Source organism: Bacillus sp. S71 (genome assembly GCF_016625265.1).
Classification (GTDB): Bacteria; Bacillota; Bacilli; order Bacillales; family Bacillaceae_G; genus Bacillus_A; species Bacillus_A cereus.
Window position 1 is genome coordinate 160950 of record NZ_JACVUW010000003.1, and the last position, 24866, is coordinate 185815.

Below are 24866 nucleotides of genomic sequence, written 5' to 3' on the forward strand. Positions count from 1 at the left end.
TGGAGCACTCCTTCTTCATTATTGTATTTATGAAATTTTTAAGCTAGTAACAATAGTTGATTATGCATTGCATGATTGTTACCAATTTTTCCAGCGTCCCTCTGGATCAACACTTGCAAGTCTAACCCATCCATTTTGAGCTTTTTCTCTAAATGTGAAATCATTATTTAGCAAACGTTCTATATATTGAATAGGCGCTTGAATTACAATTAGTAAACGAAGTGGTGAATGATACGTCTCACTATCTGACTGCATAACGGATTGCCAAGGTAAGCCTGGCAACAAATCACTTGCATTTCCCTGCATAACACCTAGACCCGCGGTTACAGTTTGGGTTGTTTTGTTTCCACTACCATAATAATGAGGAGCTACAGTTGAAGCGTAATATTGTAGATTTATCCACTGAGCTACTGTTCCTGGTCCTGCAATAATGTTAGCTAATATATCGCCACTTTCATCCTGTTTCCAATCATAATTATGGAGAAAAGCCCTACCTTCTAAGTCACAATCCTGAGTTAATTCTCGCTGCCCGATAATAAAAGATGCATTACGAGCTAATCCCCATTCTGGACGTATTTCACTCCAATCTTCTGCAAATCGATGTGCCTCTTTACTCGCATTTTTTATTTTCGTTTTAAAATTTGGTAATTGCGTTAAACGCTCTCTATTTGCATGTTGGCTCACATTTGGCATAATCGACTCGATACAATCAAATGCTTCTTGCGCAGTTTCCGAAAGTTCTGGGACGTAAATCCATTCCAATTCATCCAATGTTGTTTTATGTTCAGCTGCTGCAAAAATGGTGTCCTCAGGAATTTTAATACCTTCAGCAGACAACGCCTCTCTCACTTCTGGAAGATTACATAAAGTAGCGAAAACTCTTGCATTGAATCCCCCTGCTGCTCCGCCACAAGCACCACACTCAAGTGCTGCAGCATAAGGATTGTTCGTACTTTGACTACTATGTCCGCACATTACAACTAAAGGAGCAAATTTTTCTGTCAGTCCCACCATTTTTAAAGCTTGACGCACATAGTTCACTTTTTCTTCTTTAGTAAAACCGATAGGTATCTCACCCTTTGTGTCATGAACATGATTAAGCGAGAATGTTGTATCAGGTTTTTGTAACATAGTTTTACGAAGGTTACGAATGAAACCACCAACTCCTCTTGGGACAAAACTTCTTGTCACCATCTGTAGACCAAGTAAAGGACCACTTAACTCAGGTAGCGCCATACTTGTCAGTACGTTCTGTTTCATCGTTTTAAATGTATAACGTACCGAACTGCCTACCCTCTTACGTTGCTCATAAGATTTAAGTTCATTTTCATTTGTGAGCTCTTTTATTTGATGTTTCGGTTTGAGTATAACTGGCAAAGAAGGATGGTTGTTATTGCTACCTAGTTCACTAGTTGCAATTGGTAATCCAAAGAAACCAGCTATCCCAAATGTTTCAAACGGACCTAATTTTTCAAGATGGCGACGAAACGGTTCTGAACGTACATCAATACAGAATGCTAATTGAGCTAATACACGCTTTTTATCATCGGTTGCACGTTGTGTAGAAGCAATCTTCTCCTTTAATTGCTCTGCATGCGTTTGTTCCCAAGCTTCCAGCCAAAGTTTTCTGCGAATATTTTCATCAAAACGATAAGCGAATACTAATAATTCACTTTGTTCAGCAGCAGGCATTTGTAACCATTCCCGTGTTGAAATATTCCCCCAATAGATCCAAGAAGCTATAAGGGGGACGATCGAAACTTTTTTCTCAACCTTTTGATTTTTTAAAGGTAAATAAGGTTTTACAATAGCCAGCTCCATAGAAATTCGAACTGCTAAATATTCTATGAGAAGTTCCTGTTCCTGAATTGATTGTTGTGAGCGCCATCGTATCATTCCTGCCCACCCAGGCAAAGAAAGCAAGTGCCCTTCAAGGTAAGATTGTATGTTAGATTCAGAAATTCCTAGTTCAGATAATGCTCTCGCTAAAGCTACTTCGGCATCTTGTGGCCAATCTTTTAAAACTTTACGCTCATTTTTACTGAGCGCTGGATCAAATTTAATAAGGTGTTGCCATGCACGATAAAAACCTTTCTCTCGATTTGGCATCGTCCAACTTGATCCGGAGTCATCAAGATATAATTTACACCATTTAATGATATGATAATTAAGAACATCAGATAGGTTTTCACTATTTTGATTCTCTATAAGCGAACTTATTGGCTGCATAACAGAGGCTTTCATACTTGCTGTATTTATATAACTCATTTCTTCTGCCAATTTATTTAATTCTGGCGATGATAATAGACTAGAAGGTAATTTTTCTAATTTTAAAGCTGCTTGGCAAAATCGCTCTGCTTTCTCTCGCGGAATATGAAAAGATTGTGAATCCAGCCAACGAGACAAACTCATTTGTAAAAATGATTCCTCAATCTCACCTTTTGCTTTTGCCGAATGAATCATAGAGGCACTAGGATAAATATCCACATTACGAGCTTCTTTTAACCAATTTGCGACTTGTTCAAATGATTGCTTTTCAAGTCCCATCCAAGGGTGGTGAGCTGCAAACGTAGAGATAGGCCAAAGTGGTGCAATAACTCGGCTAGCAGATGCAACTAAATCATTTATATTATTTTCTTGCATATCAATGTTTGTATCTTTCTTTAATATTGACGGTATGCTCATCACGAATTACCTCCCTTTGATACATAATGTTTCAGATAGCTTGGGTGACTTTCTACTGACTTTCTTCTCGCCTCACCTACTCGAACTAACCAAAGATAAAGTACAGCGAATAAAGTAGAAGATTGATGACGAGTAACGAAAGTACTAATAACACTACTAAATAGTAAAATACATATAACAAAGATAACGGCTGGAGCTGAAGGTTGAACACTTTGATAAATATCAGTATGCAACCATTTATAAAGAGAATTATGAACAGTAAAGTAAATGAGAGAAAATCCAATCAAAACAATTAAGCCAGCAATTCGTCCCATTCTTCCCTTTCCAAAAACAACAAGCTGTTTCCATGAAAAGTATAGTGACCATCCTAAGATTAACGCACTAACTAGTTGATACCCCTCTCCAGAAGTCATAAACCAGAAAGTAATTGCTATAAATAATCCTAAAACACGCCCAACTACAATCCATAAATTGGATATATTTTCATTAGACTGATTCACTACCCCAAAACGTTGCACGGAAGAACCAGCTTGTAAAAACAGTGTAGCTTTAAACAAACCATGTAAAATTAAATGAATAACAGCCGCTAAATAGGCGCCTAATGCACATTGAATAAGCATAAATCCCATTTGTGCAATAGTTGAGCCTACTAGCTGACGTTTATAATCAACTTGGACTAAACTAATTCCTGTACCTATTAAGACAGAAATACTAGAGAAAATTAGTAAAATTATTTGTGCAATATCATCATGAAAAAGAGGTGAAAATCTAGTTAACATGATACCGCCAGCATTTACTAAACCCGCATGCATAATAGCAGAAACAGGAGTTGGAGCAACAGCAGACTCAATTAACCATCTTTGAAAAGGCCATTGTGCTGCTGGAATCATCACAGCTAATATAATTAATAAGTTAATTCCTGTTCTCTCCAATGTTCCATGTAGCGCTACATTTTCATTCGTTAAAACTGATGTTAACTGCCACTGTCCTGTTACTTGAAAAAGCCAAATGATAGCTGATAGCAAGGCAATCCAACTTATTGTAAATAGGTAGCCAGAGATTTTAGTTGCTTCACTAACTACTTCCCACCCTTTATTTAGCCCTATAAGTAGAACCAATCCTATAAGCGTTGCTCCCCAACAAATGAGCATTAAGCGAAGATCATCACTTAACCATGCAACCGAAGATACACCTGTAGTAAATGTAAAAAGTGCAAAGTATTTTCGATATGAGTGATCCCCCATTAAGTAACGTACAGAGAAACGCTGAATGATTAAACCAATTGTAAGAACAAAGAAAGCCATTAACCAAGCTAAAGTATCTAGATGCCAAAGCCCCACAACTCTATCTCCATTGTTATTAACAAGTGCGAGTAAAGAAACCAATGAAGGTAAAGCAGCGATACCAATATGGATATGAACAAAACGTAAAGGTACCCTTGCATGTAAAAACAATAATCCACTTAGCCAAGAAGCACTAAGCGCCATAAAAAATAAAGTTAACAGTGTTGATGAACTCAGCGAAATTAACATGTTAAATACTCCCTTCTAAGCGAAAATAGCCTATAAAAATTCCTTTTAATTACGATAGTTTTTTAAATTTCAATTTTCATTCACTCTTTTTAGTGCATCGTTTTTTCCCATAAAAAAAACCGACAACTTCCATAATTCAATGATTTTATATCATCATTGAATTATGGAGATTGTCGGTTTCACTTCAACTAACTTCAATAAAGTTTTTTGAAGAGCTCCCATTTTATAGAGGATAGTAATGTATGTATTACTCCTATTAAAAATAACAGTATATCTCTGATCTCCTAGATTATGCAATCAATATATCAATTTATGTTATGCGCTATCTTTCAATTAAGAAACTTTTTCATTTAGTCAATATTACATATTAAAAAAATGCTAAAGCCTTAATTATAGCAAACAGTTAAAATAAGCATCTATTAATTTTTTAAAACAATTATAAGATAAACTATATTAAGCAGTTTGTCAATTTATTTATCAGTTTTTTTGAGCGTTATTCCAATTAAAATTCAGTATACGTAAATAATTTCAAGTTTTTAATTATTATCATGTTAATAAATTTAAATAAAGTGCAAAACTTTTAGGCTTCTTAATTATCTCCCACTAACCCTACGGTGGTTTTAATTTTTAAAATTTTTCCTCAAGATTATGAAACAATTTAAAAATCATTACTCGTTCACCAGTACGGGAGCTTATATCCGTATGAAAGCTTTTCACTTTTTCTCCAGTTAATTCTAGAATAATCTCTTTCAAATCTTCAATTCCAGATTCAACTAGCTCCGAACGATTTTTCTTTATCGTTAGCATACCGTCTTTCGTTTCGCAAACCGTATATTCAGCCGGCGTTAAAATACCTTGTAAATTTACGATAATCATATCCCGTAATATATCTGTCTTAACGGATATAGACCCGCGTCCTAGGTAGTCCTTTTCCCAGTGAGTAATTGCTTTGCTTATCTCTGATTCAATAGAGCCTTTTGAGTTTTTCATCTTTGTATCCTCCTTCAATAAAATGTAATTACATTTATAATTACAATAACAATATAATAATCTGGATTGATTTTATTTTCAATTATTGAGAAGAATTTATAGGAATCGTTGTCATGTATCCTTTAGTATTAAAGTGAATTTTCATATTGCAATATACGTTTTTTTGATTACCCCCAACAAAATACTCTTACTGTAAAGACTCTGTTGCATACATTTCTAAAAAGGACATTCCGAAGAAAATAAGGAAACTCTTGTAACGTAATATACAAACGAAAAAGCCGATTTCTTTATAAAATAAGAAATCGACTTTTGGCTTAGTTATTGATTTAGTAATGGAAAACACCTTTTTAAAATAATTATGTTTATACTATAGACGTTGATCTTTCTGGAAGTTTAGTTGAAAATGATCCGCTTCATTGTATACCCCAAATTCATATCCTTTTTCCTTATAAAATTTAATAATTTCCGGAAGCGCTTGTAATGTCTGTGGTTTTTCATGCATTAGAACTACTTCCACATCTTCTGTTGTTGTACGCTTTACATTTTCTATAATTTGCTGTGGGTTACCTTTTAATTTCCAATCATTTGAATCTATCGTCCAATCCCAAACTTTTATTTCTGCTTCTACAATTTTGTTACGAATATCCTGCCCCTTTAATCCTGGTGCAGATCCGTATGGGGGACGGACTAGTTTAGGAGTTGTACCTGTAATATTATGAATAAGAGCTAACGTTTCTTTCATCTCCGTTACAAATTGTCCTTTTTTGTATAGCTTATCACTATTATGTGTCATACTATGTGCACCAATATAATGTCCTTCTTTTACTGCTCGTTTTACATTTTCCTGAAAACCGGTATTCTGTAAATTGCTACCTTGCATAAAAAATGTCGAAGCAACATGTTGCTCTTTTAGTACATCTAAAAATTTGCCAGTTAATTCGCTAGGACCGTCATCAAATGTTAAATAAACAACCTTTCCTACTGGTTTTCCATCAGCTCTTTTCTGTTTTGCCAGCGATGTGTCCTCTTTCTTTCCTTGTTGTTGCGTATTAGCTAGTCTAATATTTTCATTAGCTACCCCTTTCGCTGGGATAGAGTTCCATTTCCCTATTAAAAAGAACGTGAAAAAGGTCGTTGCTAAAACAACTCCTAGAGATAGTATTGCCTTAGTTACTACACTTGTTTTTTTCTTATTTTGTGATTCTTTCATTATGTTTCGATCCTTTCCCTACTCATTTTCATATTCATTATTTATGCAGCTAAACATTAACTTCAGCTGATATTTACAATAAATAGATTAATAGAGGAAGGTGAAGATAAAATGCAGATAATGTCGAAATTAGTTAAAGAATAGCCTATTACATCCACTCTTTAAAAAAATATTTGTTTCTCTACTACAGTTAAATTTGAAAACTGGATATACATCCAAAATAAAAAATACTACTCTTTCTAAATAACATTTTCACATCAAGATAATAGCATACCGGTATAAAGATAAAATACAAAGATGGCCGTACTATTGAAATTCTATTATAATTTTGTAATTGGAATTCATTTGAACCAAATGAAGAACTAGAAGAAATATTATTATGTGGAGGTACTCCGATGAACCTTGTAATTAGAGAGTTAGAAACAAATGATTTAGATAATCTCCCGGAGATTGATGACAGTTTTATAGTGAATGCTCGGTTAATTCTTTCTCTTTCCAAAGGAAATAGACGCATAGAATATACAGTAGAAGACGTTCCAAGTTATGAAAAAAGTTATTTACAAAATCAAGATGATAATGAAGAACTGGCTTACAATGAATATATAAATAAACCTAATCAAGTCATTTACATAGCTCTGTTACATAACCAAATCATTGGATTAATGGTATTGAAAAAGAATTGGAACCACTATGCTTACATAGAAGATACAACGGTAGATAAAAAATATCGTACAATCGGAGTTGGCAAAAAATTAGTTGATCAAGCAAAGCAGTGGGCAAAAAAAGGAAATATGCCAGGTATCATGCTTGAAACGCAAAATAATAATGTCGCAGCATGTAAATTTTATGAAAAATGTGGATTTGTAATTGGTGGGTTTGATTTTCTTGTTTATAAAGGTTTGGATAAGACAAGTGATGAAGTTGCAATTTATTGGTATATACATTTCAAATGATAATAGTTTATAACGTAAAAAAACTCAAAATAAAACCCCAATTTCTCTATATTAAAATCGAGAAATTGGGGTTAAGTTATTTAAAACAAATAACTAATTAATAATCCTGCTGATAATAAGAAGCCGAAAATCGTATTTGTCATCGCTGTTGATTTCATTGCGATGCGCATATATCCAGGATCCTTTGCCCCTTTTTGGAAACTTTGAATCGCAGAAATTGGCTTTCTCAAACCTAAGAACATAACTAATGCCCAAGGGCTTATATAACCCATTAATACAATTACGGCAATCCATAAATACGCAATGAAAAAGGCTACCGCTAGTGTTACCACAGCTTTTTCTCTCCCAAGGAGGATTACTAATGTCTTTCTTCCACCTTTAATATCTTCTTCGATATCTCGGATGTTATTTGACATATTGATTGCACCTACTAAAATTCCAATTGGAATGGAAATCAATACACTTTCAATCGTTACAGTATTCGTTTGAATAAAGAAAGCAATGAGTACAAAACATGTCCCCATTAACAACCCAGAAACTAATTCTCCAAACGGGGTGTACGCAATTGGTAATGGACCGCCTGTATATAAATAGCCAACTGCCATCCCAATTAAACCAATAACCACTAACCACCAACTACTATTCATACAAATATAAATGCCAATAAAAGCTGCTACGACATATAATAAAAGCGCAACTGTTAACACATTTTTTGGCTTCAATCCATGACGGACAATTCCGCCACCGATGCCAACGGATTCAGCGGTATCTAATCCACGTTTGAAATCATAGTACTCATTAAATAAGTTCGTTGCTATTTGCAGCGCTAAACATGCAAGCATCATCGCAATAAATAAAAGCCAATCAATTTTGGCAACATAAAGTGATGCCACTGTCCCTAAAATTACAGGAGAAAACGTCGCCGTTAATGTATGCGGGCGCGTCATCTTCCATATTAATTTAGCGGAACTAATTTCCTTTTCATTCCCCATAACTCTGTTCAATCTCCCTACATTTTAAGTATAAATTACTAGCAGTATCTTTCTATCTATTTTCTGCCACGCATCCATTCATTATAGCAATAAATGATTATCCTTTCTAACAAATCAACTTTTAATAAAGTAAAATTTATAAAATGAAACTTTACCATCTTCACATAATATTCTGTATTACTCCTAAGAGTGGTTTTAAAGCGATGCGATAAGTAAATGAAATACATAATAAAAAAGAGCCAATCTCCAACACAATAGAAGATTGGCTCTTGCCTTTATTTATTCCCCAATTTCAGAAAATCGCTTTATACGTTCACCAATTTCATCGCGAACACGTTGAAATTCAGACCATTCTTTTCCTGCCGGGTCATCAAATCCCCAGTGAACACGATTTACGTGCGAAGGTGTCGAAGGACAAACAGAATCCGCATGACTACAAAGTGTAACGACTAAATCAGCATTATTTAAAATGTTTGTATCAATCATATCTGATGTTTGATTTGTTATATCGATATTCACTTCATTCATTGCTTTAATAGCATTGGGATTTACTCCGTGTGCTTCAATACCTGCAGAATACACATTCCACTTATCTCCTAAATATTGTTTGCCCCATGCTTCTGCCATTTGGCTTCTGCATGAATTTCCTGTACATAAGAAATAGATTGTCTTTTTATTTTCCATGTTGTTTTCCGCCTTTGTTTTTAAATTATACTGGTTGGTCATTAAAATATTTACGCTTAAACCAAAAAGCGACGTTTACAAGTGCAATCATGACAGGGACTTCAACTAACGGTCCGATAACAGCTGCGAATGCTGCGCCTGAATGAATACCAAACACACCAACTGCTACAGCAATCGCTAATTCAAAGTTATTACTACCTGCTGTAAATGCTAGCGTTGTTGTTACCGGATAGTTTGCACCAATTTTTCTTCCCATAAAGAAAGAAACAAAAAACATTACAATAAAATAGATTAATAACGGAATCGCTATTCTTACTACATCTAGTGGCACGCTAACAATCATCTCCCCTTTTAAAGAGAACATAATGATGATCGTAAATAGCAATGCAAGTAATGTAAGTGGACTAATTTTCGGTATAAACACCTTTTCATACCACTGTCTTCCTTTTAACTTAACGAGTACAAAGCGTGTTAACATACCTGCTATAAAAGGAATTCCCAAATAGATAAATACTGATTTCGCTACTTCTGCCATTGTAATATTAACGATAGCCCCTTCAATTCCTAACCATTCTGGGATTACTGTTACGAACACATATGCATAAACCGAGAAGAACAACATTTGAAATACCGAGTTAAAAGCCACTAAACCTGCCGCATACTCTTTATCCCCATCAGCAAGGTCATTCCAAACAATTACCATTGCAATACAACGTGCTAACCCGATCATAATGAGTCCAACCATGTATTCTGGTTTATCAGGAAGAAAAATAATTGCTAAAACAAACATAAGTACAGGCCCAATAATCCAGTTTTGTACTAAAGATAAAACCAATACTTTTACATCTTTAAATACTCGGCCCATTTCCTCGTAACGAACCTTTGCTAATGGTGGATACATCATGACAATTAAACCAACAGCAAGCGGAATAGACGTCGTTCCAACCTGTAATGTATTCAGTCCGTCTACTACACTAGGGAACACAAACCCTAAACCAATCCCAACAGCCATCGCTAGAAAGATCCATAGTGTTAAATATCGGTCTAGAAAAGATAAACGTTTCATTTTATTTTCCATCTCCTATTAACAGCAAGAATTTTTAACTATCTCATTTGAAGTCGTGCAACAAGATGGATCATCAATTTTATGAACATCACTATGTGCTTTTGTATAAAAGAACTCCCACTCATTACCATCAGGATCCGTTACCCAAAACTTATCTTGCACCGCATAGCAACAAGTCGTATCCATCTCATCACGCGCAAAGAAACCTTTTTTTTCTAATCGTTCTTTATGTAATGTAATTTCTTCAGCTGTATCCACTTGGAAACCGAAATGATTTACTTGATTTCCATTCACCTCATCTCGTACGTTCAGCGTAAAATTAAGTCCTGGCGTCTCTAATAAAAATTTTGCATAATCCGTTTTCACTTTAACTGGTGAAACACCAAATACCTTTTCATAAAATTCAATAGACTTCTCTAAATTCGTAACGTTTATACCGGCGTGAACATATCTCATACCTTATTCCTCCTCTTAATATATCATTAATCAAGTTTTTTTGATTAATAAATTAAAATTTTAACAGCAGCTACCTTTTCCTGTTTTTCTAAAGATACAGCACAATTCTTCTGATAATAAATTATTCACTTCCGCATCATTTAAATCATAATAACTCCACGTACCTTTTGTTTCTTTTACAATTAAACCTGCATCTAATAAAATCTTTAAATGATATGACAACTTAGATTGCGTCATTTCAAAAACTTCTGTTAAATCACATACACACGTCTGACCTCGCTGGCAAAGTTCATACATGATTTCTAAGCGTTTCTGATCCGCCAACGCTTTAAACTTTTTCTCATAGAGCTGAAAATTTTGTGCCACTGTAGTTCGCTTCCCTTCATCAACTTTTTTTGATGTTTATAGTATATACGTAGATGAGTTCTATATGCAACTTATTAATCAAATTTTTTTGATTTATCTAAAAAACTTCCTCGCATCATATCTTTGTTACAATTAAAAAAGACCATAACCTTTTCAAAAATGAAAAACTATGGTTCTTTTTACAACTTAATAGTTACAATATTTCTGAGGAATGGAGTCTCTATAACTGTTTTAAATTTTAATTTGATCATTATAGAGTAGTGCCCCATCACCCTCAATCTAAGAAAAACAAATACCCCAAAATGAGAAAAATCGATATAACTCTTCGGCAAATAAAGATAACTCTTGTTTTTGGTGCATATTCATAAAAAGCACGTCATCCTTTCTCATTAACATAAGAGAATAGTAACGTGCTTTTAATTTCAAAAATAGTCTAAATCCTTAAGTTGATGGTTGTGGGGCGGGACCCCAATAAGAACGGTATCTAAGGTTGTATGAGCGGTGTTTGTTCCATTCCAAAGGCCTCAGCCAACGATTAACTCAAGTACCGGTTTCGGATGACCCCCATGTGATGAAGTTCGTGTCCCGCGATGCCGTATGCGAGGGCGCGCGCCGTAATGCTTAGGTTGTTGGCTGTCCCCTTGCGGATCCACGCCTCCGCCGGTAGCCCGCGCAGCAATGTGATCGTTGATTGCCGTACGGCCCGGTAGTCTTCGGCCAATTGCGCCGTTGTCCAGCTTCCGAAAGGAGGCAGGAACAATTCCTGATCGAAACCGGTCAGAGGCGTCTGGTCCCCTCTTGCGAACCGGAGCAGGCGGTAGGTCATGACTCGTTCCGCGTCTGTAATGTGGCCCACGACTTCTTTCAGCGTCCATTTTCCTTCCGCATACCGATATGTGGCCTGGCTTTCGGTCAACGATGCCAGGAGCTCTGTCATTTGCTTTTCCTGGGCGAGCAGAATGTCGATGATGTTACCGTCCGGCACCAAACGGATATATTCGCCGGAGCTCCCGGCGTATTCTTCTTCTGACGGTCTTTGATTCATGCGTAGTCACCTCTTTATGTAGATATAGAAAATTATAGCGCTCGTCTATGTCTAACAAATTCGCGAAATGATAGAACTTCCCTTCTAATAATTGAGGATAAGCAACTATTTAGTCGGTCGCCACACTCTCATCTGCTAATATTACTATTTTTTATTACTAATGTTGCCGTTTCACTCGGGTGGCTAAGAGGAAAATGATGGCCATATGGAACAAAATCAACCTTACCAAGATGCGATGGAGCAGAATAGGCTCTGTCATAATCCCCCCAAATAATGTGAAGATTATACTTTGTTACTTCATTGAAATCACCTTGATCATTTTTTAGTAGTAAACTGTTAAGCTGAACCGTAGTATTTAAAATTCTAGGAGAAGTAAAACTTTTTCTTATTTTTTCAATATAATATTCAGGGATGCTCTCCATACTTTCAAACAAACCATTACTTAATAAATATCGCCCTATCAAATTAGTAGTTGCCAATTTTAATGTCCATTTGTTCATAAATTGAGGAACATTTAGCGATTTAGCATTTTTTTTAGCAACAGGTGGCTGAAGTAAAGTGATTGAATACTTCTTATCTATGTACTCTTGTACCAACGCTTCCAGAAGAATAAACGCACCGAATGAATGGCCAATTAGATGTGCACCATTCGTAGCTTTCTCCAATAACTTTTTCACTACATTCAAATAGATATCTAGAAGGTTTTTCTCTAGTTTAAAAGGAGACCGTCCCAAACCTGGAAGATCCAGGATCCATACAGGTTGACCAGTTTTTTCATGAAGCTCTTGTGCTAAAGGAAATAAGTCCTCTCCATCACTCAATAAACCATGTAATAATATAAACGGTTTACCCTCTCCTTGTAATTGGTAAAGGGTAGTGTTATCGCATAATGTTCGTTTAAATAAATGATTATGCCGGCCATTTTGATACATTATTCGATAATCCAGATCAGCTACTACGGCAGGGAAAAATTTCATTACACTCGTCTTCTTAAACCAATCTCCTCCCATAATTTTTTTCGCTGAAACATTTAAAAATTTTTGTTTTGTAATAAAATTCAGTCCATCAGAAGGAATTTTTGTTATTTTACTTCCTCCACTATTCATAATTGCTTTCATAAATGGCATTGGAACAGAGATTTTTGGTGCCCTCATATTCATACTTTCCGACATAATACTTAATAATTCAGCAATGTTTTGATCGTGCTGTTTGTCTTCAACAAGTGTATATGTTTGAATAGTCGGTTGCTCCAATCTGAAAACCTGCACAATAAACTTCGCAAGCTCATCGTTTGAAATAAGTGGTAACCTATATCCCTTACCTCCAGGAATCACTGGCATGAGCCCTCTTCGCATACTCATCACAAGCAAACCTAATCCTGCTATCTGCTCTGTACTCCCTGTTTTACTACTACCGACTACAGTTGGCGGATTAATTACAGAAAGCGGATAACCTACTGCTGATGCCTGCTGACGGATATAAAGATCTGCTAAAAATTTTGTTCTCTCATATGGATTTTTTATTTTCAAATAATTGTTTCCTTCTTTAAACACATCAATTGCAATCTTGCTATTTTTATCATCAAAAGGACTCATATAACCTACAACATGAATAAATTGTTGCAAACCCTTCAATTGATGAATACTTTTAGCTAATTCACTAATATGTTTGGCGCCATTTAAAAATACGGAAGCTGCCTCTTTACTTGTCGCTTGAATATCCATGGGGCCTCCTGCGTGAATAATCACATCCGTTTTCAATACCCTCTCCTTATCTTCAGCACTTAGACCTAAATCTATTTTCGTCAAATCACCTTCAATAAAGTGCATAACTTCCTTTTTTAAGATGCCTCTTTCTTGAAAAAGGCGTGTTGCTTTATTTTTCGACCTCACTAAAAGAAGAATTTTAACATCCTCTTTGGCTAATTCTTTTACTAATTGCTTTCCAATAAAGCCTGTTCCACCAGTTAAAAATACTGTTCTCATATAAAATCCCCCTTTTAGTACTATTTAGTACTAATTTGATGTAAAAAAAATGCTTCTTTTATCGAAGCAATTTTAAAAAATGATCTGCTGTTTTCGTGATTACAGTTGCATCCTTCAATGTTTCTGAAATAAATAACGCTCCTTCAAGATTTGTAATAAAAAGTGATGCAACCTCATCAATATTAATCGTATTTCTAAATTCTCCATTCTCTACCCCTTGTTTAAGTAATAGAGAAACTTTCTTTTGTAATCCTGTAAAAAAAAGACCTATTTTTTCTTTTATTTGCGTGGCCTGTGTAGGACTTTGAATATAAAGAGTAATAAATGGACAGCTCCCCTTATACTCTCTCGACTGAACTCCTTGTGATAATTGCTTTAAAAACAGTTGGATACGATCTTCAACTAAAAATTGGTTCTGAGAAAGTACGTCATCAATTGCAGATTGATACATTTCAATCCAATAATCAACGACCCCTTCTAATAATACTTCCTTATTAGAAAAGTGATAATACACATTAGACTTTGAAACTTTGCTTACACGTACTAATTCATCCATACTTGTATAAGCAAACCCTTTTTCTAAAAATAATGTTGCAGCTACTTCAATCACACGTTTTTGATTCATTAATTTTATCTTTGTCATAACTAGAACTATATAGTACTAATTTGAATATTGCAAGTATTTATGTTAATTTTAAAAAAAGTTTGATTAAAAAAGTTCCACTAACATTGATTTTACTGCAAAAAAAATCTTATTTTGAATAAAGTTGAACTGAACCCCGAAATTGTTAATTCACTATCGACTAATAGAGGTCACCATACATGTCCATTAACTTAAGAAAAAGAAATGCCCCCAAAACGAAAAAATGAGCTATTTTGCTACAAGTTAGCACAAAATCTCGTTCTGGGGGCATTTACCTTTCTTAGCTTGATAGCGATGGGTGATACCCCTATTTATATAGAATTGAATTTTAACTTCACACTTAATTAGTATTTGCTATTTTTACAAAGCACATTTAAAACAATTACATTTATATATTAAATTAATATAAAATATATGCAAGAAATGGAATTTGGGTTACATGCACATAATGTAAATCAATCTACAATATATTCAACTGTGGGTACAGAAAAAAATACTCAAGGCTTCCCTTCTACTCAGGGAAAAGAAGCTACTAATGATTTAGCTATCAAATTTGATATTCGGTCATCAGAAAAAGAAGAAAAACAATCTAGTGTCAAATTTACTGAAATGGATTTATGGAAAATATTAAGAGATAAAGGTGTCCCCTTATGGATTATTATGGAGATGCTAAACAAGTTCCGTGCTGATAAGGAGAAGGAATCAAACTAAACTAAAAATAACTCTCCAACTGATGTTACTAATACTATTGAATTAACTAATGAAACAAGATTAGATATGGTACTGTAGGTTTTTAGTACTGATAGCTCATACTTTTAAAGAAAAAACCTTACAGAAAGATTCTGCAAGTTTTTTTCTCTTATTTGGAGCCGGCAAACCAAATAAATTTTAGTGAACATTATTACATCAAAAAGGTTCTTTATCAAAACATGTAGAATTAGCACGGATGCAGGTTTATATAAATGAAGAGGTGATTGTGTTGAATTATTTAACAAAATCAAAAAATTCATCAACAGGTTTGAGAAAGTATTTGGAATTCTATCCGTTAACTTCATTTTTTTTTATGGCATATGTTTTCTCGTGGGTTGTATTAATTCCATTTATCTTGTCACAATGGGGTATTTTCCCGAAAACAAAAATGTTTAATCTGTTCTTTTATGCCAATGCATTTGTAGGTCCTATGCTAGCAGCATGTATCATGATCCGAATTCTTGAAGGCAAAGAGTCATGGAAAAAAATTAGAAACAGCATTCTAACTACTAAGGTCGGTTTGAAGTGGTACTTTTTTACCCTCATCGTTATCCCCGCTGCAATGTTTCTGGGTATGGTAATAGTAAATGGAGAGATACCTACTTTCCGTGACCTTAATTTTGAATTTTTTATAACCTATCTCTTCTCTTTTATAGCAATTTTCTTTCTCGGTGGGCCTTTACCCGAGGAAATCGGATGGCGTGGTTTCGCTCTGCCTCGATTACAATCGAAATTTGGACCGTTAAAAGCTACTTTACTACTTAGTGTTTTGTGGACTTTCTGGCATCTTCCACATTTCTTAACGGCTGCACAAAAGGGTGGCCCGGGTTCTGACCTTTCTCTCCTATATATCCATTTGCCAATTTTTATTTTACTATGTTTGCCGATCTCAATCATTCTTACTTGGAGCTATAACTGCAATCACGGTAATTTATTTATTGTCATACTAATTCATGCGAGTATAAATACGTTTAGTTTAGCACAAACTCATTCCACCAACCCTGTTATAAAGAATACGGATATATTTGTAGTGATAGGATTGGGATTTGTCGCTTTACTTATTCTTATTTTCACACGAGGTAATCTGGGGTATAAACAAACTTTTAATGAAGTAGAGTTCAGTAACAATGAAAATATAAGTAAATAGAAACAAAAATCATAGAATAATAGGTTGATGACAATAGTGTACCGCCACACTGCTATCAAGTTAACAATCATATTCTTCTCCAAAACAAAAAACATTATTCTTTATTCAAAGTGAAATATAATTGTTTGCAAAGAGATTCTCCCGATACTTGGTATCATATACCTTGGATAAATTAGACAGAAAAATAGAATCTTTTCAACAGGAAAATAATTTATAGTGGATAAAATATATTTATATTGATATTGATTATAATAATGTTTTTTGAATTGTAACTTTAAGGAGGCGTTGTCGATGAGAAAATATTTCTATTTGATTGGGCAAAAAAACAAGAGGATAACGTATCACTAGCCCATAAGCTATGTGCTTCCTCTTCAATATTGGAAGGAGAGTTTCAGATTGAATAAGATTTATTTAAAGGCTATTGACAAAAGTAATTGGGAAGAAGCAATTACACTTTCTGTTACAGCAGAACAACAAACATTTATTGCATCCAACCTTTATTCTATCGCAGAAGTTCAATTTCTAGATAATTTCTATACAAACGGTATTTATCTTGATGAAAAAATGATAGGATTTACTATGTTTGGGATAGATCCTGATGATAATAATTATTGGATTTATAGACTTATGATTGATAAAAAATTTCAAGGGCAAGGTATAGGTAAACAAGCTATACCTCTGGTAATTGATAAGATAAGAAGCAATAATAACCCAAACATTTCTAAAATAATGATTGGATATGCTCCTGAAAACCTTACAGCTAAATTTGTATATAAAAAAGCAGGATTTATTGAAACTGAATTATCATCTTGGGGTGAACAGTTAGCTAAGTATTCCTTATAAGCACTTGAATTTTGTACATTAACTTTTAGACTTATTAAAGAAAAGAGTCTGATATTATAGTAATGCAGATAGGAAATAATTAAACTTTTTTCAAACACGATTTTTTTCTATTCTTAATGGTTCTAATATGTAAATAAAAAGTAGGAGGAGCCTATCCTAACAGACTCCTCCTTAAAACAATCATTCTATACATGTTAGAAATAAATTCATTTTACTAATAATGAATATTCACCGTTTTTATCATCGAATTTATATACATTTAAATAATATTTACCTGGTTTCGCTGTAAATTTCCCCTTTATAACATTTCCTTCATTTTCACCACAAGCTACATAATTTTGCATGTCTGATTCATGATAAAGTACCCATGTCATCCCAATATTTTGTTCATTTACCACAGAAATATCTACTTCTTCTGGATCTGTAACATTAAACGTATAAACATCTGTTTGATCAGGAGTAATCAGATTTCCTTTTACAAGCGTATTAAACGGGAGTACCTTCTCCTCTTCATGGGATTCACCTGTTTGCGGATCTTGTTTTACAGTAACTTTGTTTGTTCTTTGCTTTCTTTTCCCCTACTATCTTTTACTGTTAATTCCACAGTGTATGTTCCTTTTTCTCCATATACATGGGTAGGATTTGCTCCTGTACTTGTTGTATCATCTCCAAAGTTCCATAGATAAGAAATAACTTTTTCATTTTCACTTTTTGTACCATCACTATGAAATGGAATCTCTTCATTTACTATCCCGCTGTATGGTCCATTCATATTTACTATAGTATTTGTTTTCAAATTTAGTTTTCGCAATTTTAGTGTATTTGTTAACAAACTCTGTTTTTGCTTCAGTATCTTTCCTTAACAACAAATAAGACGCTATCTAGATTATGTCAGCACCTACAGTAATTTCCATGCACTTAATCAAAATCATTTATCCTCACTTTATTTATTCCTTTGTTTCCATACCCCATTCTCTTTACGATAAGTATTCTTGCCATCCATGAAGTCAACTGTATTACCCGGAATGCTATATTTCTTATTCTTTTTCTTAGCCTTCTTCTTCTTCAGTCTCTTCTCTTCTTGAATAGCTTGCAAATCCGCCTTCCATTGTTTCAACAAATCCTTTTCACGTCGCATCAAATTTGTACCCCTTGGATTAAAATGTGAACTAAATAATTAGATTCTACCTATTTTATTAAGATAAATTACTTTTGAAAATAGAATAAACGTTAACATATTGTCAAGGTCAAATCATTATTGTTGTTATTTTTTAATAACCGAATATCAAATTTGCGTCGCATAATCCTCCACTGGACAATCACATTCGGGACCCTTTAAATAGACTTCATATAGTGGAGCAACTATCAGAATATCTATTATTCTTGATCCATTCTTCTAGTGCCATATAATCGTAACCTATATCGTCATAACTCCCATGATGTAAGGTAGTAACAATTTGATGCTGATCTAGCTTTTTATCTCCCAATCCCGCGATACATTTCCAGTGTTATCATATATAATTGGAATTCTTAATTCAATATCATTGTGGTTCGGAATATACTCTTCATCATAGAAAATGGCAGATGGAGAACCTACTATTTGAAAATCACTCATTTGTACTCTTTTATATAAGAATTAAAATGTTCATCCATATCATTAATATCGATTTGTAATCTTTGCGTTATGACACTTATTTCACTCCTCTTTCCAATTAATATATCGTAGTGTCTACGTTGGAGTGAAATGAGATCTATGTTCCTATTTATCATTTCACTCATTTCAGAAATAATCTGTAAATGTTGTCTCACTTCATGAGATAACTCCATAATTTGCAATTTCATATATTTGATGAATGAACTTTGGTCTGATGAATGAAGAATTATTTTCATCAAAACACTTTAGAGAAAAATGATAAATACCAAAATTAAATTTATAAAAATACATAACATATTGAAGAAGTATGAAAAACGAAACTGTCGATTTACCTTCACTTTCTAATTATATGCAAACAGTACTGAGAGGAATTTTTGATGAAAATAACTAATTTAGATGGAGAAGCTACATCATTTCCAGCACTACTTAAAATCGTTCAAAATAAGAAATCTTATTATGACTTTAAATGGGGAGAAGTTAAAGATCCAGCAAAAGAAAATACTTGGAATTGGATAGCCTTCTTCTTCACGTTATTTTGGATAGCATATCGAAAAATGTATAAACTTTTCTTTCTCTTAGGACTACTACAAATTCCATGGTTTATTATTTTCCATCTAATAGATATCCCATTGTGGGTAGACATAGTCTTATATTTAGAATTTTGTTTTGTTGTAGGGTGGAACGGTAATCGTTGGTATTTTAAGCACGCTATACAAATTCTAGGAAAAGTGAAGAGTTTACCTCAAACTCAACAAGACCTGTATTTACGAGCAAAAGGTGGCACTCACATTGAAATTATGCTATGCCTCAATCTATTTTTATTATCATTTCTTTACATTATGGACATAAAATTAGCATATTTACCAACCCAAACAAATGTGAAAAATGTTGTACGTTGGAGTGAAGAAGGAGAGACATTAGAATCCTTTACCACTAACTCGAAATGGAAGTATATAAAAAAAGAAGGAAAACATTATGTAGTTGAATTTACAGGTTATGATAATAGTGAAAAAGAACATGTACAAATAGTTTTCTATGTATATTTAGAAAAACAAAATTATGAATGGCACTATGTTTACATTAATAATAAAAAGTTAAACAAAGATGATAAAAAAGAGTATAAAAAAGAAATTGAAGAAATTTCGTGGTATTAACGTACAACAGCTCACTATTATATAACTCTGGAGATAGAAATATCATATGTATTTTTTAGCACGGCTAATTACATGGTAATTATCTATCGTTAAACTGAAGCTATGATATTAAAGAAAAGTCCATATATGTTTTATTAAATGTATTTCTATTTTTTGAATTCATTTATGCGATTTTTTTATCAAATGCTTCTACATTAACTGCCCCATTCTTTTATTTGAAACATCTTTAACATATACAAGATAAAAAAGCTTATTCTATCTCACGTATTAAATCGAATACACGTATTTATCAAAAAAATCCTAACCCTGATTATTTTCAAGATAGCAGAATCAAGAAAGGTACAGAGTATATCCAGATAGATATGGAGGTTTTAATGAGCTCTCTTCAACCAGGACAAACATATGAAATATCCGACGCTTATGTAGGAATGACTGATAAAGTCCCAACTCGTGTGATTGTTCATCGGCTAACAAAAGAACAACAACAAAAACGATTACGTGATCAAGCTATACGAGAAAAAAAGAAAGGAATGACGTATTCTCCTCGTAGCAAACGACTTAGTGGTATCAATGTATATATGACAAACGCCTCTACAGATATTGTCTCGATGGGACAAGTACATGATTTGTACTCTTTACGTTGGCAAATCGAGATTTTATTTAAAACATGGAAATCATTCTTTTATATTCACCATTGTAAAAAGATAAAACGAGAAAGATTAGAATGCCATTTGTATGGGCAACTGATCGCCATTCTCCTCTGTTCTTCTACTATGGTTCAAATGCGTCAATTACTTCTTATGAAAAAGAAACGAGAGCTGAGTGAATATAAGGCCATATATATGATTAGAGATTATTTTTTTCTTATTTATCAAGCCATACAGAAAGACACCCAAGAATTATCAAAGATTCTCATTCTCCTGTTCAACCTCCTACAGCAAAACGGGCGGAAATCTTATCGATATGAGAAAAAAACGGTCTTTGATATATTAGGTGTCGTTTACAATTGTACCATGTCTGATAATCAAGCCGCTTAATTCAAAAAAGTGAAACCCGTTAAGGTTTATTTCGTATGCAAATCTTTCAATCACCTACACTTGCCCTTTAGAAAAAGAAACAATTTCGCCTAAAATGGACTTTGCATAAGCTTAGCTTGATAGCGATGTGGCGGTACCTCATATAAAGAAATTTTAAACATCTTAATCTGCCTTTCCTTTATGTAAATATGGGAATAACGAAATTACCCCAAGGATAGCTAAACAAGCTCCAATCCATAGCGGAGATACAAAACCATATCCTTTACTGATCCCAATACCACCTAGTGACGAACCAATAACAATACCTAGCGTAATAAAAGAACTATGAACGGTATTTATCATTATGCCATTACTAGCTGTCTTCATCACCCTCGCAACCATAGCTGGATTCAATGCTACACCAGTTAAACCAATAAAAATCGTAGAAATCACTGCAATGTATTTATTCTCTGCACTTAAAGCAAATAAAGACAACGCTATGATTAATATAATTAATCCACCCGTAAGTATTTTCATTGTAAATTTATCAGCGAACTTGCCAATTATTATATTCCCAATTACCGTCGCACTACCATAGAGAGCAAGTAAATATGGAATACTTGCACTTGAAAACCCTGTAACATTTGTAAAGATAGGAGTGAAATAACTAAATGCTGCAAACGTACCACCAATAATGAACATACTTGTTATATACGCTGCCCAAAGATGAATATTCTTAAATCGCAGAAGTTCGTCTTTCCAATTTAATTGCTCTTTATTTGAAGAGGATGGTAACAACCGTTGAATCATAATCCCTGATACTAGCACAAGAACAGAAACAGCCCCAAAACTAATACGCCAGCCAAAATATTGCGAAATAACGGTCGTTATAGGTAAACCTAATACAGTTGCGAACATTAAACCTGCAAGTACAATTGATGCAGCTTTTCCCCTTGAATCAGAGTGAACCAATGTCGCAGAAAAGGAAATCGCAACTCCAAAAGCTGAAGCTGAAGCAATACCAGTTATAATACGTGAAATCATCATAATATCATAGTTCCAAGCGATAGCTCCGAGCGATTGACCAATTAAAAATATGAACATTAAAAACAATAATGCTTGTTTGCTGCGCATTCGTAAGAGGATTGCAGTTAAAATGGGGCCTCCTATTACCATTGCTCCTGCATAAGCTGAAATTAAATACCCAATAGATGATACAGGAACCTGGAATGCAAGAGCAAGTTCATTCATCATACCTGCAACCATAAATTCTGATGTAGTCATACAAAAGATTGCTAAAGCTAATAAATAAATAATCGATGGCATAAAAACACTCCTTATTCATTATTGTAATGATCGGTACAAAAATAGTGCGAAAAAAGAGCGCACTAAGCGCCACAAATAGACTCTATTGTTCCTTTGATAACTTGTTCAGACAACATACGATTTTGCATCGATACATTAAGAACACGGAATCCGTAATAACTGCTTAAAAGCAGACTAGCTAATTCCTCAGCTGATTGCTTCTTTGAAATTTCACCTGTTTGCAATCCTTCCTCCATCACTGTTTCAATAGCTTGTTTAAGAAGTTCAACATGCTTCGAGAAAATTTCTTGTACCATTAAATCGTTTTTAGCACGTTCTATACTGGCATTAATCAATAAACATCCTTTTTGATCCATATTCTCAAAGTCTTCTTTCAATGCCCATTCAAAAAAATTACTTAATCGTTCTTTAACTGGAATTGAAGTATGTAACAATTTCCTTTGTTCCCTAATCCCAATTTCATGGTAGCGTTCTAATACTTGTTTATACAGTTCATGTTTACTACCGAAAGTATTGTATAAACTTCCTTTTCCAAGTCCTGTATCACTGCATAAATCTTGTGTAGAACACCCTTCATATCCTCTTAACCAAAATGTTTTCATTGCAACATCTACAATTGAGGAATAATCAAACTCTCGAGGTCTGCCGCGTTTATTCAATCGTATCCTCCTCTCATTTTAAAGATAACATGAATAGAATACCCTTTTTGTACCATGCGGTCAATAATTTTGTTTTATTGTTACTGTAAAATAAAATTTGATTATTTTAGATTACGAATAATGAAAAATAGCCCCCTTATTCAAATTGCCTAGCGAAAAAATCACGTTTTAATAGACTTCTTTATCATCCCTACCTTTCTATAAATTACTAGTTATGAAACAAGGATCGTTTCATAACTAGTAATTTACTTGATTATCTTGATAGCTATGGAGTAGTGCCCCTATAAACAAAACCCACCAGAAACATCTAAAATTTGCCCCGTTACCCAGCGGCTATCAGAAGAAGCAAGGAATGCTACTGCATCTGCAATATCTTCAACTTGCCCTATTCGTCCGAACACAGATGAGTTTGTAGCAAAATTTCGTATTTCCGGATCATCTAGCAATTTTGCATTGATATCTGTCTTCGTATATCCAGGCATAATTGTATTCACTGTTATACCTCTTTCTCCAAGATGTTTAGCTAGAGGCAGTGTCATCGTATTTAATGCACCTTTACTTAAACCGTATGCAATTGAGCCTGTAAAACCAAGTCGTACTTCAGCTGATGAAATGTTAATCACACGGCCCTCTGCTCGTATTAATGGTAATGTTTGCTGAATTAAAAAGAATGGTGCTTTAATATTCACAGACATAATTTCATCAAAAACTTCTTCTGTCGTATTTTTAATCGTTCCTTGTGTACCTATCCCTGCATTGTTTACTAAAATATCAATCTCTGATGTACCAACTTTTATTTGTAATTCATTCTTTAACTGTTTTACTAGCTTTTTGACACCATCAATTGAATTGAGTTCAGCTTCAATTAAGAACGCTTTTCCTCCATTAGATTCAATCTCACTAATCGTTTCATCTGCAGCTGTTTTATTTCGGCCGTAGTGAATCGCAACTAATGCTCCATCTTTCGCCAATCTCATCGCAATCGCACGGCCAATTCCGCGACTCGCTCCTGTTACTAACGCTACTTTTCCATCAAGATTCTTCATTTTTTCCATCCTTCCTAAATTTCCGTTTGATAAAAACCTATACTTATATTTTCATGTAAACACCAATCATTTTAAATATAGATTTATAGGTAATTTAGTCCATTCGCTTATGATATTATAGTTATAATTCGTAATTTACTTTAGAAAACAAAAATAAGGAGGCTACACAATGCAAAACGCCGTAAAACTGGATGAAATCGATCATAAAATTATGAACTTGTTGTATGAAAATGCGAGAATTTCTGTTTCAGAAATAGGACGAATTATATCCATGACGCAACCTGCTGTAAAAGAACGTATTAACAAGCTTGAAGATCAAGGAGTTATAGCGGCTTATCGAACGAAATTTGAGCCTGCAAAAATTAATAAAAACATTCAAGCATTCATCATGTTTAAAACGAGCCAATGCTCTGATTTTATCCAGTATTGTAATGCAGCTCCTGAAGTAACAGATTTATTTCGAATTAGTGGGGAATTTAATTATATGATGAAGGTCATGAGCGATTCGATGGATTCCCTCGCTGCATTTTTAGACTCCTTAATGCAATTTGGCTTGTCATCTCCTTTAATAGTATTAAAGAGTGAATTTGAGGAGAAATTGTCGTTTTGATAAAGGGATACGTATTATCCTCACTAACAGTAAAAGTTTCTCTTTCTTGAGAAA

21 protein-coding genes and 4 pseudogenes are annotated in these 24866 nt (G+C 34.0%); 7 read left to right on the forward strand and 18 right to left on the reverse strand.

The window, feature by feature from the left end:
- Window positions 1-78: 78 nt before the first annotated feature.
- The 4 genes from IBT51_RS07805 to IBT51_RS07820 all read right to left on the reverse strand — a co-directional run bounded on the left by IBT51_RS07805 (window position 79) and on the right by IBT51_RS07820 (window position 6417).
- Entirely contained in the window at window positions 79-2685 is a 2607-nt protein-coding gene (locus IBT51_RS07805) for a DUF2309 domain-containing protein (protein ID WP_200458188.1), read from the reverse strand.
- Complete coding sequence (locus IBT51_RS07810) at window positions 2685-4217, reverse strand: NADH dehydrogenase subunit 5 (RefSeq protein ID WP_200458187.1); 1533 nt, start codon at window positions 4215-4217, stop codon at window positions 2685-2687. The genes IBT51_RS07805 and IBT51_RS07810 overlap by 1 nt, the downstream gene beginning before the upstream one ends.
- A 627-nt stretch (window positions 4218-4844) precedes the next feature.
- On the reverse strand, window positions 4845-5207 hold the full coding sequence (locus IBT51_RS07815; protein WP_000798162.1) for a Na-translocating system protein MpsC family protein: 363 nt from the start codon (window positions 5205-5207) through the stop codon (window positions 4845-4847).
- A gap of 367 nt (window positions 5208-5574) precedes the next feature.
- The gene (locus IBT51_RS07820; protein ID WP_200458186.1) at window positions 5575-6417 is read right to left on the reverse strand and encodes a polysaccharide deacetylase family protein; all 843 of its coding nucleotides are present in this window, start codon (window positions 6415-6417) and stop codon (window positions 5575-5577) included.
- 395 nt (window positions 6418-6812) lie between these two features.
- Here IBT51_RS07820 and satA point away from each other — a divergent pair, with 395 nt between their 5' ends.
- Entirely contained in the window at window positions 6813-7370 is a 558-nt protein-coding gene (satA, locus tag IBT51_RS07825) for a streptothricin N-acetyltransferase SatA (RefSeq protein WP_200458185.1), read from the forward strand.
- An 80-nt stretch (window positions 7371-7450) separates the two neighbouring features.
- Here the strand turns inward: satA and menA are convergent, their stop codons facing one another.
- The 8 genes from menA to IBT51_RS07865 form a co-directional block, all read right to left on the reverse strand.
- A complete protein-coding gene (gene menA / locus IBT51_RS07830; protein ID WP_000526090.1) occupies window positions 7451-8362 on the reverse strand; it encodes a 1,4-dihydroxy-2-naphthoate polyprenyltransferase in 912 nt (303 codons plus the stop codon).
- A 279-nt stretch (window positions 8363-8641) separates the two neighbouring features.
- Window positions 8642-9046, reverse strand: coding sequence for an arsenate reductase (thioredoxin) (gene arsC, locus IBT51_RS07835; protein ID WP_200458184.1), 405 nt, complete (start codon window positions 9044-9046; stop codon window positions 8642-8644).
- Between the two features lie 25 nt (window positions 9047-9071).
- Window positions 9072-10112: an ACR3 family arsenite efflux transporter gene (gene arsB / locus IBT51_RS07840; protein WP_200458183.1), complete on the reverse strand. Its 1041-nt coding sequence runs from the start codon at window positions 10110-10112 to the stop codon at window positions 9072-9074.
- 18 nt (window positions 10113-10130) lie between these two features.
- Window positions 10131-10568 (reverse strand): ArsI/CadI family heavy metal resistance metalloenzyme, encoded by a 438-nt coding sequence (locus tag IBT51_RS07845; RefSeq protein ID WP_200458182.1) that lies wholly within the window; start codon window positions 10566-10568, stop codon window positions 10131-10133.
- A gap of 60 nt (window positions 10569-10628) precedes the next feature.
- The gene (gene arsR / locus IBT51_RS07850; protein WP_002026021.1) at window positions 10629-10934 is read right to left on the reverse strand and encodes an arsenical resistance operon transcriptional regulator ArsR; all 306 of its coding nucleotides are present in this window, start codon (window positions 10932-10934) and stop codon (window positions 10629-10631) included.
- 535 nt (window positions 10935-11469) lie between these two features.
- Window positions 11470-11979: a DinB family protein gene (locus IBT51_RS07855; protein ID WP_200458181.1), complete on the reverse strand. Its 510-nt coding sequence runs from the start codon at window positions 11977-11979 to the stop codon at window positions 11470-11472.
- A 128-nt stretch (window positions 11980-12107) separates the two neighbouring features.
- On the reverse strand, window positions 12108-13964 hold the full coding sequence (locus IBT51_RS07860; RefSeq protein WP_200458180.1) for an alpha/beta fold hydrolase: 1857 nt from the start codon (window positions 13962-13964) through the stop codon (window positions 12108-12110).
- 58 nt (window positions 13965-14022) lie between these two features.
- Entirely contained in the window at window positions 14023-14589 is a 567-nt protein-coding gene (locus IBT51_RS07865; protein WP_001072324.1) for a TetR/AcrR family transcriptional regulator, read from the reverse strand.
- 441 nt (window positions 14590-15030) lie between these two features.
- Here IBT51_RS07865 and IBT51_RS07870 point away from each other — a divergent pair.
- From IBT51_RS07870 to IBT51_RS07880, 3 genes and pseudogenes are all read left to right on the forward strand, one after another.
- A pseudogene (locus IBT51_RS07870) lies at window positions 15031-15396 on the forward strand (DUF3914 domain-containing protein).
- A gap of 157 nt (window positions 15397-15553) precedes the next feature.
- Complete coding sequence (locus tag IBT51_RS07875; RefSeq protein ID WP_200458179.1) at window positions 15554-16504, forward strand: CPBP family intramembrane glutamic endopeptidase; 951 nt, start codon at window positions 15554-15556, stop codon at window positions 16502-16504.
- 396 nt (window positions 16505-16900) lie between these two features.
- Window positions 16901-17347, forward strand: coding sequence for a GNAT family N-acetyltransferase (locus IBT51_RS07880; RefSeq protein ID WP_200458178.1), 447 nt, complete (start codon window positions 16901-16903; stop codon window positions 17345-17347).
- Between the two features lie 206 nt (window positions 17348-17553).
- Here IBT51_RS07880 and IBT51_RS07885 read toward each other — a convergent pair.
- The 3 genes and pseudogenes from IBT51_RS07885 to IBT51_RS07895 all read right to left on the reverse strand — a co-directional run.
- Window positions 17554-18140, reverse strand: a pseudogene (locus IBT51_RS07885) (PKD domain-containing protein); the annotation flags it as partial.
- Between the two features lie 150 nt (window positions 18141-18290).
- Entirely contained in the window at window positions 18291-18485 is a 195-nt protein-coding gene (locus IBT51_RS07890) for a hypothetical protein (protein WP_023522421.1), read from the reverse strand.
- 147 nt (window positions 18486-18632) lie between these two features.
- Window positions 18633-19237 (reverse strand): annotated as a pseudogene (locus IBT51_RS07895) (GyrI-like domain-containing protein); the annotation flags it as partial.
- Between the two features lie 141 nt (window positions 19238-19378).
- Between IBT51_RS07895 and IBT51_RS07900 the strand changes: the two are divergent.
- A complete protein-coding gene (locus IBT51_RS07900; protein WP_200458177.1) occupies window positions 19379-20155 on the forward strand; it encodes a DUF2628 domain-containing protein in 777 nt (258 codons plus the stop codon).
- A 230-nt stretch (window positions 20156-20385) separates the two neighbouring features.
- Window positions 20386-21192: pseudogene (locus IBT51_RS07905) on the forward strand (IS4 family transposase); the annotation flags it as partial.
- Between the two features lie 162 nt (window positions 21193-21354).
- Here the strand turns inward: IBT51_RS07905 and IBT51_RS07910 are convergent.
- From IBT51_RS07910 to IBT51_RS07920, 3 genes are all read right to left on the reverse strand, one after another.
- Complete coding sequence (locus IBT51_RS07910; RefSeq protein WP_001139228.1) at window positions 21355-22497, reverse strand: MFS transporter; 1143 nt, start codon at window positions 22495-22497, stop codon at window positions 21355-21357.
- A 62-nt stretch (window positions 22498-22559) separates the two neighbouring features.
- The gene (locus IBT51_RS07915) at window positions 22560-23156 is read right to left on the reverse strand and encodes a TetR/AcrR family transcriptional regulator (RefSeq protein ID WP_001042196.1); all 597 of its coding nucleotides are present in this window, start codon (window positions 23154-23156) and stop codon (window positions 22560-22562) included.
- Window positions 23157-23437: 281 nt separating this feature from the next.
- Window positions 23438-24202 (reverse strand): SDR family oxidoreductase, encoded by a 765-nt coding sequence (locus IBT51_RS07920; RefSeq protein ID WP_200458176.1) that lies wholly within the window; start codon window positions 24200-24202, stop codon window positions 23438-23440.
- A 169-nt stretch (window positions 24203-24371) separates the two neighbouring features.
- Between IBT51_RS07920 and IBT51_RS07925 the strand changes: the two genes are divergently transcribed.
- Window positions 24372-24812 (forward strand): Lrp/AsnC family transcriptional regulator, encoded by a 441-nt coding sequence (locus IBT51_RS07925; RefSeq protein ID WP_001178563.1) that lies wholly within the window; start codon window positions 24372-24374, stop codon window positions 24810-24812.
- The last annotated feature ends 54 nt before the right edge of the window (window positions 24813-24866 follow it).